At 73.2% G+C, this 13,017-nt stretch carries 8 protein-coding genes and 1 pseudogene; 6 read left to right on the top strand and 3 right to left on the bottom strand.

The window, feature by feature from the left end:
- Positions 1-34: 34 nt before the first annotated feature.
- Positions 35-1,882 (bottom strand): dihydroxy-acid dehydratase, encoded by a 1,848-nt coding sequence (gene ilvD, locus ACIBTV_RS20935; protein WP_396707180.1) that lies wholly within the window; start codon positions 1,880-1,882, stop codon positions 35-37.
- A gap of 128 nt (positions 1,883-2,010) precedes the next feature.
- Between ilvD and ACIBTV_RS20930 the strand changes: the two are divergent.
- The 5 genes and pseudogenes from ACIBTV_RS20930 to serA form a co-directional block, all read left to right on the top strand.
- A pseudogene (locus tag ACIBTV_RS20930) lies at positions 2,011-4,300 on the top strand (putative bifunctional diguanylate cyclase/phosphodiesterase); the annotation flags it as partial.
- A 379-nt stretch (positions 4,301-4,679) separates the two neighbouring features.
- Entirely contained in the window at positions 4,680-6,560 is a 1,881-nt protein-coding gene (locus ACIBTV_RS20925; RefSeq protein ID WP_396707178.1) for an acetolactate synthase large subunit, read from the top strand.
- Positions 6,560-7,075: an acetolactate synthase small subunit gene (gene ilvN, locus ACIBTV_RS20920; protein WP_091591207.1), complete on the top strand. Its 516-nt coding sequence runs from the start codon at positions 6,560-6,562 to the stop codon at positions 7,073-7,075. The genes ACIBTV_RS20925 and ilvN overlap by 1 nt, the downstream gene beginning before the upstream one ends.
- An 89-nt stretch (positions 7,076-7,164) precedes the next feature.
- Positions 7,165-8,178 (top strand): ketol-acid reductoisomerase, encoded by a 1,014-nt coding sequence (gene ilvC, locus ACIBTV_RS20915; RefSeq protein ID WP_396707175.1) that lies wholly within the window; start codon positions 7,165-7,167, stop codon positions 8,176-8,178.
- Positions 8,179-8,513: 335 nt separating this feature from the next.
- A complete protein-coding gene (gene serA, locus ACIBTV_RS20910) occupies positions 8,514-10,112 on the top strand; it encodes a phosphoglycerate dehydrogenase (RefSeq protein WP_396707173.1) in 1,599 nt (532 codons plus the stop codon).
- A gap of 81 nt (positions 10,113-10,193) precedes the next feature.
- Here serA and ACIBTV_RS20905 read toward each other — a convergent pair whose 3' ends face one another.
- Both ACIBTV_RS20905 and ACIBTV_RS20900 read right to left on the bottom strand, forming a co-directional pair.
- Positions 10,194-10,550 carry a hypothetical protein gene (locus ACIBTV_RS20905; RefSeq protein WP_091591199.1) on the bottom strand — a complete coding sequence of 119 codons (357 nt, stop codon included), beginning with the start codon at positions 10,548-10,550 and terminating at the stop codon, positions 10,194-10,196.
- Between the two features lie 304 nt (positions 10,551-10,854).
- A complete protein-coding gene (locus ACIBTV_RS20900) occupies positions 10,855-11,700 on the bottom strand; it encodes an FAD:protein FMN transferase (RefSeq protein WP_396707171.1) in 846 nt (281 codons plus the stop codon).
- Positions 11,701-11,919: 219 nt separating this feature from the next.
- Between ACIBTV_RS20900 and ACIBTV_RS20895 the strand changes: the two genes are divergently transcribed.
- A complete protein-coding gene (locus ACIBTV_RS20895; RefSeq protein WP_396707169.1) occupies positions 11,920-12,951 on the top strand; it encodes a 3-isopropylmalate dehydrogenase in 1,032 nt (343 codons plus the stop codon).
- Positions 12,952-13,017 lie beyond the last annotated feature (66 nt).

Below are 13,017 nucleotides of genomic sequence, written 5' to 3'. Positions count from 1 at the left end.
TTCCCACCAGGATCCGGCGGTCAGGCCGTCCGGCTCACTCCGGGACGCGGCGGTAGGCGCCGTCGCTGGCCGAGGTGGCCATCGAGGCGTACGCCCGCAGCGCCGCCGACACCGGGCGCTGCCGGTCGGCCGGGGTGTACGGCCGGTCCCGCTTCTCCTCGGCGACCCGGCGGGCCTGGAGCACGTCCTCGGGCACGTTCAACTCGATCGAGCGGCCCGGGATGTCGATGACGATCTCGTCGCCCTCCCGCACCAGCGCGATCAGGCCACCGGACGCGGCCTCGGGGGAGACGTGCCCGATGGACAGGCCCGAGGTGCCGCCCGAGAACCGGCCGTCGGTGAGCAGCGCGCAGGCCCGTCCCAACCCTCGGCCCTTGAGGAACGAGGTCGGGTAGAGCATCTCCTGCATGCCCGGCCCACCCTTCGGGCCCTCGTACCGGATCACGACCACGTCGCCCGCGACGACCTCCTTGGCGAGGATCGCGGTCACCGCGTCGTCCTGCGACTCGTAGACCTTGGCCGGGCCGCGGAAGGTCAGGCACTCCTCGGGCACCCCGGCGGTCTTCACCACGCACCCGTCCGGCGCGAGGTTGCCGTGCAGGATGGCGAGCCCGCCGTCGGCCGAGTACGCGTGCTCCCGGTCCCGGATGCAGCCACCGGCCGCGTCGGTGTCCAGCGACGACCAGCGGTTGGTGGTGGAGAACGCCTCGGTGGTGCGGACGCCGCCGGGCGCGGCGTGGAACAGCTCCAGCGCCTCCGGGGTGGCCTTGCCGCCCCGGACGTCCCAGTCGGCCAGCCACTGGTCGAGCGAGGGTGCGTGCACCGCGTGCACGTCCCGGTGCAGCAGCCCGGCGCGGTCCAGCTCGCCCAGGATGGCGGGGATGCCGCCGGCCCGGTGCACGTCCTCCATGTGGTACTGCGGCGAGTTCGGCGCCACCTTGGCCAGGCAGGGCACCCGGCGGGAGATCGCGTCGATGTCGGCCACACCGAAGTCCAGCTCGGCCTCGCGGGCCGCGGCGAGCAGGTGCAGCACCGTGTTGGTGGAGCCCCCCATCGCCACGTCGAGGGCGACCGCGTTCTCGAACGCGGGCCGGGAGGCGATGGCGCGGGGGAGCACCGAGGCGTCGTCCTGCTCGTACCACCGCTTGGCGATGTCCACGACGGTGCGGCCGGCCTCGACGAAGAGGGAGCGGCGCGCGGCGTGGGTGGCCAGCGTCGACCCGTTGCCGGGCAGGGCCAGGCCGATGGCCTCGGTGAGGCAGTTCATCGAGTTCGCGGTGAACATGCCGGAGCAGGAGCCGCAGGTCGGGCAGGCCGAGCGCTCGATGGCGCCGAGCTGGTCGTCGGTGACCGCCTCGTTCGAGGAGGCGATCATGGCGTCGATCAGGTCGATCTTGGAGTGCACGACGCCCTCGATCGCCACCGTCTTGCCGGCCTCCATCGGCCCGCCGGAGACGAAGACGGTCGGGATGTTGAGCCGCAGCGCGGCCAGCAGCATCCCGGGCGTGATCTTGTCGCAGTTGGAGATGCAGACCAGGGCGTCCGCGCAGTGGGCGTTGACCATGTACTCGACGGCGTCGGCGATCAGCTCGCGGCTGGGCAGCGAGTAGAGCATGCCGCCGTGCCCCATCGCGATGCCGTCGTCGACCGCGATGGTGTTGAACTCCCGCCCCACCCCGCCGGCGTCCGCCACCGCGTCCGCGACGAGGCCGCCGAGCTCCTTGAGGTGGACGTGACCCGGTACGAACTGGGTGAAACTGTTGGCGATGGCGACGATCGGCTTGCCGAAGTCGTCGTCGGTCATCCCGGTGGCCCGCCAGAGGGCCCGGGCACCGGCCATCGTCCGACCGTGCGTGGAGGTCTTCGACCGCAGCTCAGGCATGCATACCAGTCTTGCACCGCCGCGGGCGCCCCCGCCCCCGGTGTGCGCCGTGTCCCAACAGATGCACACCCGGACCCCCGCGACGGGCCCTCATCCGGCACAGTTGATGGGTGCACCTCCCCCCGGGCATGGCCGCCGTCGCGGCGCTGAGCTGGTTCGTCGCCGCCTCGGCCACCGTGCTGCTGGTGCTCGCCGCCCGGCGGCGCACCGGCCCGGCCCGGCCGGCGACGCTGCTGCTCGCGGTGGCCGCCGGGGTGGCCCTGGTCGGGCTGCTGACCGGGCTCGGCGTGACCCTCGAGGCCGCCCCGCACTGGTCACACGACCAGGCGCAGCGCACCGGCTGGGCGGTGCTGGTCTCCATCGGCACGGCGGTCAGCGGGGTGATCTTCCTGGCCGGCCTGCTCCGGCTGCCCGGCGTGGCCGCCACGTCCGCGGCGGCCGTCCGGCTCGCGCTCGACGGGCTGATCGTGGCCGCCGCGCTCTGGTTCGTCGGCTGGGTGCTCCTCACCGAGCCCACCCGGCTCCTCGGGGACGCCACCCCGATGGCCTGCACGCCGATCCTGCTCGCCACGATCAGCGCCGCGCTCGCCGGAGGGCTGGCGCCCATCGCGGTCTTCCGGGCCGCCGGCCCACGCCGACGGCTCGCCGTCCTCGGCGCCGGCATCGTCGCGGTGACCGTCGGCGGGCTGGGCGTCGCCGCCGGGCTGTGCCAGGGCGGTCCGGCGATGGTGCTGACCGGCGCCGGGGTGCTCGCCGCCGGGGTGCTGGCCGCCGCGCTCTCGGCGCGCGGCGTCGCGCGGCCGCGTCCGATCGAGCCGGATGTGATCAACCGGGACGGCGCCTACGCGATCGTGCCGACGCTCGCCATGGCCGTCTCGGCGATGTACCACCTGCTCCAGGACGGTCGCTTCGGCGTGCTCGCCATCCTGGCCGGCACGGTCGAGGGCTTCGGCCTGGGGGCCCGCCAGTACCTGACGCTCACCGACGTACGGGCGTACGCGGGGCGGCTGGCCGAGCGCGAGGCCCACTTCCGCGAGCTGGCGCACACCGACCCGCTGACCGGGCTGGCCAACCGGCGCGGGCTGCTGCGGGCGCTGCACCGCTGCGCCGAGGCGGGCAGCCCCTGCGTGCTGCTCGGGCTCGACCTCGACGGCTTCAAGAACGTCAACGACATGCGCGGGCACGACGTGGGCGACGCGGTGCTGGCCGAGGTGGGCGAGCGGCTGCGCCGCAACCTGCGCCCCGGCGACGTGGCGGCCCGGCTCGGCGGTGACGAGTTCGCGGTGCTGCTGCACGGGCGTCCGGCCGACGCCGACCGGGTGGCCGATCGGCTGCTGGGGGTGCTCGGCGGCGCCTACGACCGACCGGAGGGCCCGGTCTTCCTCTCGGTGAGCGTCGGCGTGGCCGGGTGGGCCGGCGAGCCCGACGTCGAGCTGCTGCTGCGCCACGCCGACCTGGCGCTGCGCTACGCCAAGCAGCGGGGCAAGAACCGGATCGAGCGGTACGACGTCGCGTACGACCGGCTGCTGCGTCGGCGCACGACGTTGGAGCACGAGCTGCGCGGCGCGATCGAACGAGACGAGCTGCGGCTGGCCTTCCAGCCGGTCGCCTCGCTGCCGTCGGTCCGCCCGGTGGGCGCCGAGGCGCTGCTCCGCTGGCGCCACCCCGAGCTGGGCAACGTCCGCCCCGACGAGTTCATCCCGCTCGCCGAGGAGTGCGGGATGATCGCGAAGCTCGGGGCGTGGGTGCTTCACCAGGCCTGCTACCAGCTCTCCCGCTGGCTCGCCGACGGGCACGACGTGTGGGTCTCGGTGAACGTCTCGCCGCGCGAGCTGCACGCCCCGGAGTACGTCGTGCTGGTCGCCGACGCGCTGCGCGCGCACCACGTGCCGCCGCAGCGGCTGGTGCTGGAGGTCACCGAGCACGCCGTCGCCACCGACCTCGACGAGCTGATCCGCCGGCTGGCCGCCCTGCGGTTGACCGGCGTACGGATCGCGCTGGACGACTTCGGTGCCGGCTACTCGTCGCTGGGGCAGCTGCGTCGGCTGCCGATCGACATCCTGAAGATCGACCACAGCCTGGTCGCGGAGCACGAGCCGGTCCGGCCGGTGGACCGCGACGGTCCGGCGTTCGCGCCGATGGTCGACATCGTGATGCGCCTCGGTCACCAGCTCGGTCTGGAGGTCATCGCCGAGGGCGTCACCACCCCCACCGAACTGGCCGCGGTGGTGGCCGCCGGCTGCCGGTTCGGTCAGGGCGCGCTCTTCGGCTGGGGCGTGCCGGCCGAGCACCTGGAGGCGATGCTGGAGGCGGCCACGTCGCCCGGCGCCCGGCCGGCGGCGCCCGGCAACCGGCCCGCCGGGTCCGACTCCGGCGCCTCCCTGTCCGACCCCCGGCCGGCGGTGTCCGGCAGCCGGCCGTCGGACCCGCCGCTCCGGGATCTCCCGCCGAGTGTCGGGCCGCTCCCGGTGCCCGTCCAGCGCCGCTCGCACGACGAGTCCGCGCAGGTCAACTCGGCTGCGGAGGGCGCGTCGCGGGACGACTCGCCGAGTTCCGTGAACCAACATGTGGGATCAGTTGACTCATCGCGTGAGATGCGTCAGGCTTGAGCCCATGTCGTCGAACCGGTCGCTGCGAGTACTTACCTGAGCGCACTCTCCCTGATCGAGAGTGCGCTGGCCCCGTGCATCTGCACGAGGGCCGTTTTTATTGCCGTCGGACCAGATCGGGACGGGCTCGCTCGCGTCCCACCCGCAACCAGCAGTCGCACACACTCCAGCCGAAGGCCTGAACCGCAATGACGAGACCCACGCCAGAGACCCTCGCCCACTCCGCCCGGCGGGCCCGCGCCGCCGCCGCGCCGGCGCTCGACGCCGACCAGCCCGCCCGGGCCGCCGCCACCCCGTCCGCCCCGGCCGTACGGACCCCCGCCCCCGTCGAGGTCTCCGGTGCCGGCTCGCTCGTGCGGTCCCTCGAGGCGCTCGGCGTCGACGTGGTCTTCGGCATTCCCGGTGGGGCGATCCTGCCCGCCTACGACCCGCTCTACGACTCCAGCGTGCGGCACATCCTGGTCCGGCACGAGCAGGGCGCCGGGCACGCGGCGACCGGCTACGCGCAGGCGACCGGTCGGGTCGGCGTGTGCATCGCCACCTCCGGGCCGGGCGCGACCAACCTGGTCACGCCGATCGCCGACGCGTACATGGACTCGGTGCCCATGGTGGCGATCACCGGCCAGGTGGCGCGGCCCTCGATCGGCACGGACGCCTTCCAGGAGGCGGACATCCAGGGCATCACCCTGCCGATCACCAAGCACAACTTCCTGGTGCAGAGCGCCGAGGAGATCCCGCAGGTGCTGGCCGAGGCGTTCCATCTGGCGAGCACCGGTCGGCCCGGCCCGGTGCTGGTCGACATCCCCAAGGACGTCCTCCAGGCGCCGACCACGTTCAGTTGGCCGCCGACGCTCGACCTGCCCGGCTACCGGCCGACCCTGCACCCGCACGGCAAGCAGATCCGCGAGGCGGCCCGGCTGATGACCACGGCCCGCCGCCCGGTGCTCTACGTCGGTGGCGGTGTGCTGAAGGCCGGCGCCACGGAGGGGCTGCGGCAGCTCGCCGAGCTGACCGGCATCCCGGTGGTCACCACGTTGATGGCGCTGGGGGCGTTCCCCGACTCGCACGAGCAGCACCTGGGCATGCCCGGCATGCACGGGACGGTCGCCGCGGTCTACGGGCTGCAGAAGGCGGACCTCATCGTCGCGCTGGGCGCGCGCTTCGACGACCGGGTCACCGGCCGGCTGGACTCGTTCGCCCCCGACGCGACGGTGGTGCACGCCGACATCGACCCGGCCGAGATCGGCAAGAACCGCCACGCGGACGTGCCGATCGTCGGCGACGCCCGGCACGTCATCGACGAGCTGATCGCGGCGGTCACCGCGGAGCGGGCCGCCGGGCCCGCCGCCGACCTCGGTGACTGGTGGACGCAGCTCGACGACCTGCGCAAGCGCTACCCGCTGGGCTACGAGGAGCCGGCCGACGGCACGCTCTCCCCGCAGTACGTGATCCAGCGGCTCGGTGAGATCGTCGGCCCGGACGCGATCTACGTGGCCGGTGTGGGCCAGCACCAGATGTGGGCCTCCCAGTTCATCTCGTACGAGAAGCCGTACACCTGGCTCAACTCCGGTGGCCTCGGCACGATGGGCTACGCGGTGCCGGCGGCGATGGGCGCCAAGGTCGGCAAGCCGGACACGGTGGTCTGGGCGGTCGACGGTGACGGCTGCTTCCAGATGACCAACCAGGAGCTGGCCACCTGCGCGCTGGAGGGCATCCCGGTCAAGATCGCCGTGATCAACAACGGCAACCTCGGGATGGTCCGGCAGTGGCAGACGCTCTTCTACAACGAGCGCTACTCGAACACCGAGCTGGGCACCCACAAGCACCGCATCCCGGACTTCGTGAAGCTCGCCGAGGCGCTCGGCTGCGTCGGCCTGCGCTGCGAGAACGCCGCCGACGTTGACAAGACGATCGCGGCCGCCATGGAGATCAACGACGCGCCGGTGGTCATCGACTTCGTGGTCGGCAAGGACGCCATGGTGTGGCCGATGGTCGCCGCCGGCACCAGCAACGACGAGATCATGTTCGCCCGTGGCGTCCGCCCGGCCTTCGACGAGGATGAGCTGTAATGACGATGCACACGCTGAGCGTGCTGGTGGAGAACAAGCCGGGCGTCCTGGCCCGGGTGTCCGGGCTGTTCTCCCGGCGCGGGTTCAACATCGACAGCCTGGCCGTCGGCGAGACGGAGAACCCGGACGTCTCCCGGATCACCATCGTGGTCAACGCCGAGTCGTCCCCGCTGGAGCAGGTCACCAAGCAGCTCAACAAGCTGGTCAACGTGCTCAAGATCGTGGAGCTGGACCCACAGGTCTCGGTCGCCCGCGAGCTGCTCCTCGTGAAGGTCCGCGCCGACCGGTCCGCCCGCGCCCAGGTGCTGGAGACGGTGAACCTGTTCCGCGCCCGGGTGGTCGACGTGGCGCCGGACACGCTGACCATCGAGGCCACCGGCACGCCGGACAAGCTGGACGCGCTGCTGCGCGACCTCGAACCCTTCGGCATCAAGGAGATGGTCCAGTCCGGGCTGGTGGCGATCGGGCGCGGCTCGCGTTCGATCACCGCCGGCCCCGCCCTGCGGGCCGCCTGACCGACCGTCGGCGGCCCGGACGGGCCCCGGCGACCCAACCGCACAGACCACGACGGGCCGTCCCGGCCGTCGTACGAAAGGGAAGTTTCATGAGCGTTGAGGTGTACTACGACGACGACGCCGACCTGGGCCTGATCCAGGCCAAGAAGGTCGCGGTCATCGGCTACGGCAGCCAGGGCCACGCGCACGCGCTGTCGCTGCGCGACTCCGGCGTCGACGTGGTGATCGGCCTCCCGGTCGGCTCGAAGAGCCGGCCGAAGGCCGAGGAGCAGGGCCTGCGGGTGCTGACGCCGGCCGAGGCGGCGGCCGAGGCCGACGTGATCATGGTGCTGGCCCCGGACACCGTCCAGCGCACCCTCTACGCCGAGGCGATCGCGCCGAACCTGGCCCCGGGCAAGGCGCTCTTCTTCGGCCACGGTTTCAACATCCGCTACGGCTTCATCACGCCGCCCGCCGAGGTGGACGTCGCGATGGTCGCCCCGAAGGGCCCGGGCCACCTGGTCCGTCGCCAGTACGTCGACGGCAAGGGCGTGCCGGTGCTCGTCGCGGTCGAGCAGGACGCGTCCGGCAACGCCTTCGCGCTGGCGCTGTCGTACGCCAAGGGCATCGGCGGCACCCGCGCCGGCGCGATCCGGACCACCTTCACCGAGGAGACCGAGACCGACCTCTTCGGCGAGCAGGCGGTGCTCTGCGGCGGCGCGGCGGCGCTGGTGCAGACCGGCTTCGAGGTGCTCACCGAGGCGGGCTACGCGCCGGAGATCGCCTACTTCGAGTGCCTGCACGAGCTGAAGCTCATCGTCGACCTCATGTACGAGGGCGGCATCGAGCGGATGCGCTACAGCGTCTCCGACACCGCCGAGTACGGCGACCTCTCCCGCGGCCCGCGCGTCATCGACGGCCGGGTCAAGGAGGAGATGCGCAAGATCCTCAGCGAGGTCCAGTCGGGCGAGTTCGCCCGCGAGTGGATCGCCGAGGACGACGCGGGCCGGCCGAACTTCACCAAGTGGCGGGCCGAGGGCGCGGCGCACCCCATCGAGGAGACCGGCCGGAAGCTGCGCGGCATGATGAGCTGGGTCGACCGCCCGATCACCGAGACCGCCTGACGGCTTCGTCCGCGACCACGGCACCGACCACCGGCACGTCCGGTGGTCCACCGGTGGCCCGGGCCCGCGCCCTCCCCGGCGCGCGGCCCGGGCCACCGTGCGTTCCGGGCCGCCCGGTCGGGACGGTGGTCACCGGATGAACGGCGGATGACCGTCAGTCGACACGGTGTGTGAGGGCACTCACCCCACGGTCCGGAACACGTCGGGCAACCCGCCCCCTACGATCGCGATAGGTGCGTAGCCGGCACCTGACGGCCATGACCCGGTTCGGCGCGGGGCGCATCGCGGCGTCCGACTGCCCGGCCGACCGCTTTCGACTACAGCTACGAGGACCGATGAATCCTGTCGTACTGATCGCCGAAGAACTCGCCCCCGCCGCCATCGAGGTGCTCGCGCACGACTTCGACGTCCGGCACGTCGACGGCACCGACCGTCCAGCCCTGCTCTCCGCCCTCGCCGAGGCCGACGCCGTCATCGTGCGCAGTGCCACCCAGATCGACGCCGAGGCCATCGCCGCGGCCCCGCGGCTCAAGGTGGTCGCCCGCGCCGGCGTGGGTCTGGACAACGTCGAGGTGCCGGCCGCCACCGCGCGGGGCGTCATGGTCGTCAACGCCCCCACCTCCAACATCGTCTCCGCCGCCGAGCAGGCCGTCGCGCTGCTGCTGGCCGTCGCCCGCAACACCGCCAGCGCCAGCGCCGCGCTGAAGGCGGGGGAGTGGAAGCGGTCCAAGTACACCGGCGTCGAGATCCAGGGCAAGACCGTCGGCGTCGTGGGTCTCGGCCGCATCGGCGTCCTCTTCGCCCAGCGGATCGCGGCCTTCGGCACCCGGCTCATCGCGTACGACCCCTACATCCAGCCCGCCCGCGCCGCTCAGCTCGGCGTCCGCCTGGTCGGCCTGGAGGAGCTGCTGCGGGAGAGCGACTTCATCTCCATCCACCTGCCGAAGACCCCGGAGACGGTCGGCCTGATCGGCGAGAAGGAGCTGGCGGTCGTCAAGCCGGGCGTACGCATCGTCAACGCCGCCCGCGGTGGCCTCGTGGACGAGCAGGCCCTGGCGGACGCGATCGCCGAGGGCCGGGTCGCCGGCGCCGGCGTCGACGTGTACGCCAAGGAGCCGTGCACCTCCTCGCCGCTGTTCGCCTTCGACAACGTGGTGGCCACCCCGCACCTGGGCGCCTCCACCAACGAGGCGCAGGACAAGGCCGGCCTGGCCGTGGCGAAGAGCGTGAAGCTCGCGCTGCAGGGCGAGTTCGTCCCGGACGCGGTGAACGTGCAGGCCGGCGGTGTGGTCGCCGAGGACGTCCGACCGCTGCTGCCGCTGGCCGAGAAGCTGGGCCGGGCGTTCACCGCGGTGGCCGGCGGGGTCGCCGCCAGCGTGACCGTCGAGGTCCGGGGCGAGATCGTCAGCCACGACGTGTCGGTGCTCAAGCTCGCCGCCACCAAGGGCCTGTTCAGCTCGGTGGTCGAGGAGCAGGTCACCTACGTCAACGCGCCGCACCTCGCGGCCGAGCGCGGCGTCGAGGTCACCCTGGCCACGCTCGCCGACACGGTCGACCAGCCGACGCTGGTCACCGTCCGCGGCGCCCTTCCGGACGGACGCACGGTCAGTGTCTCCGGCACGGTGACCAGCAGCGGCGCGCGGGACGTCATCAAGCTCACCGAGGTCGACGGGTTCGACGTGGAGATCGGTGCGGAGGGCATCCTGCTCTTCCTCCGCTACGTCGACCGGCCCGGTGTGGTCGGCACGGTCGGCACCCTGCTCGGCGAGGCGGGCATCAACATCGCCGCCATGCAGGTCGCCCGCCGGGAGGCCGGCGGCGAGACGCTGATGACGCTCACCGTCGACCAGGCGCTCGGCGCGGACCTGCTCACCTCGGCCGCCGACTCGATCGGCGCCACCGCGGCCAGCGCCGCGGACCTGCGCGACGAGTGACCTGACGGCAGCACGACGGGGGGCCCGGCGACTCGCCGGGCCCCTTCGTCGTGCCGGGGCCGTGTGTCGGGCGCCGGCCGATCAGCCGGGCATCCGGGCCGGCGGCGGATAGACCGAGCCGTCCTGGGCGTCGTAGAGCATCAGCCCGTTCTCGCCGGCCAGTCGCTCGATGTCGAGCAGCACCTGGTCCTCGCAGGTCGGATGCAGGTTCAGCTCGATGTGGTCGTTGGCCGTGTGCAGCGGGGCGACCGCCCACGGCGTGTTCGGGCCCGGGTGCCGGTCCGGGTAGGCGGACGTGATCGCCCGGTAGAACCGGACGACCCGGGGGTCCGGGTGGCGGTCGAGGTGCTGCCCCTGACGGCATCGCTGCACCGCTGCGCGGACGTCGTCCGGTGTCGCCCCGTCGGCCAGAGCCCACACGCTCAGATCGAAACTCACGGCGGACAGCGTGCCATCCAACGTTCACCATGTCGAAACTGCCCCGCCGCAGGCCAACCGACGAGATGGCAGTCTCCAGCCGGGACGGTCCGCTGTGGAGACTCTTGCGTCGAGTTGCGTCGATTCGCTAGCGTACCGGTGCGGTCACCGGCCGAGCACCGTCGACCCGTCTTCGGGTGGCGCGGTCGACGCCCGGCCCGCCCGGCCCGCACCCCTCGATTGCGCGAGCCACGCGCACTCGTCGCTGACCGGCCCCCACGGCCGTTGCCGCGGACGTGGGGGCCGATCGCGCGGCCCCTCCCGCTCAGCGGCGGTCGACGAAGAGCGCCCGATACTCCGACCCGCCCCGGAACCACGCCAGGCCCGTCGGTCCGGCCGCGTAGAGCGCGGTGGCGTACGCGTCGGCGACCGCGAGGTCGGGGCCGATCACCGTCGCGGCGACCAGTTGGTCGGCCGGCTGCCCGGTGTGCGGGTCGATGACGTGCCCCTGCCGTCCGGTCACCCCGGAGGTGCCGACCGCGCCCTCGGTCATCTCCAGCACCAGTGGCGGCCGGTCGCGTTCGGTGGGGTGGTGCACGGCCACCCGCCACGGGCCGCCGTGCGGTGCGTGACCGCGGACCACCAGGTCGGCGCCGGCGAGCACCGCGTAGTCGTGGACCCCGTTGGCGCGCAGCCGGGCGGCGGCGCGTTCGACGGCCCAGCCGCCGAGCAGACCACCCGGGTCGAACCCGCCGGGCACGGCCCAGGCGTCGAACCATCCGTCGGTGGCCGCGCGCATGGCGACACAGCGGTCCACCAGGTCGGCCAGCGGCGGGTACGACTCGGGGCTGATCTCCTCCCGCCGCAGCCGGGAGACCAGGCTCTCCGGGCGGGTCGGGCCGTAGGTCAGGTCGATGGCCCGCAGCTCGGCGACCGCGTCGCGGAGCGCCTCACCGACGGCCCGGCGGCCCAGCCAGCCGGGCGCGTTGAGCAGCAGCGTGTACTCGACGACACCGGCGTGGACGGTGTGCTGCACGGCGATCCGGTCCGCGATCGCCGCGCCGGCCCGGTCGATGCGCTGGGTGCGGAGACCGAGCCGCAGGTCGGGGCGGCGGTGCCGGAAACCGGACAGCTCGGGCCATCGCGTACGCGGCTGCTCGTCGATACGCACTGGAGATCGCCTCCTCGCGACGGGCGGTCGCCCCGTCGCGGCCGCCGACACGGGTCCCGTGACCCGCTCATCACGAGGCTAGGCAGCGAAGATGACCGCACCATGAATGTCACCTGGGAGGGTGCTGTGCATCGGGTGCTCCCACATTCTGGACGGTCCGTACCGGGAGGCGGGACGGCGGCGTACCGTGGTGCGAACGGCGAGCAGAGGAGCAGAGGCGTGGCACGGATCGCGGTGGTGGCCGGGGACGGTATCGGTCCCGAGGTGGTCGCGCAGGCCCGCAAGGTCCTCGAAGCCGTGCTCCCGGGCGTGGAGGCCACCGAGTACGACCTCGGCGCGGCCCGCTGGCACCGTACCGGAGAGGTGCTGCCCGACTCCGTCCTGGCCGAGCTGGCCGGGCACGACGCGATCCTGCTGGGCGCCGTCGGCGACCCGACCGTGCCGCCGGGCGTGCTGGAGCGCGGCCTGCTGCTCAAGCTCCGGTTCGCCTTCGACCAGTACGTCAACCTCCGCCCGTCGCGGCTCTGGCCGGGGACGGCCGGGCCGCTCGGCAGCGTCAAGCCGGGCGAGGTCGACCTGGTGGTGGTGCGGGAGGGCACCGAGGGGCTCTACGCCGGCGCCGGTGGCTCCCTGCACAGGGACACCCCGGCCGAGATCGCCACCGAGGAGAGCCTCAACACCCGGCACGGCGTGGAGCGGGTGATCCGTGACGCGTTCGCCCGGGCGCGCCGCCGGGAGCGCCGCAAGGTCACGCTGGTGCACAAGACCAACGTGCTGACCCACGCCGGCTCGCTCTGGTCCCGCACCTTCGAGGCCGTCGCCGCCGAACACCCCGACGTGACCACCGAATACCAGCACGTCGACGCGGCCGCCATGTTCCTGGTCACCCAGCCGCAGCGCTACGACGTCGTGGTCACCGACAACCTCTTCGGTGACATCCTCACCGACATCGCCGCGGCCGTGACGGGCGGCATCGGTCTGGCGGCCAGCGGGTGCATCAACCCGGAGGGCGCCTACCCCTCGATGTTCGAGCCGGTACACGGCTCGGCGCCGGACATCGCCGGCCAGGGCGTCGCCGATCCGGTCGCCGCCGTACTCTCGGCCGCCCTCCTGCTCGACCAACTCGGGCACGCCGAGGCCGCCGCCCGCGTCACCGACGCGGTCGCCGCCGAGCTGGCCGGCCGCGCGCCGGGCGTACCCGTGCGGACCGCCGAGGTGGGCGACCGGCTCGCCGGCTACGCTGCCGGCTGACGCCCGAGGGTCCCCGCGCCCGACGGTCCGCGACCGGCGGAGCCACGCCGCCTCCACCGGAGGGGC

Origin of the sequence: Micromonospora sp. NPDC049366, assembly GCF_044466625.1 — a bacterium.
Classification (GTDB): domain Bacteria; phylum Actinomycetota; class Actinomycetes; order Mycobacteriales; family Micromonosporaceae; genus Micromonospora.
The sequence above is the reverse complement of the archived record's forward strand: the minus strand, read 5'-3'. Positions and strand labels throughout refer to the sequence as shown.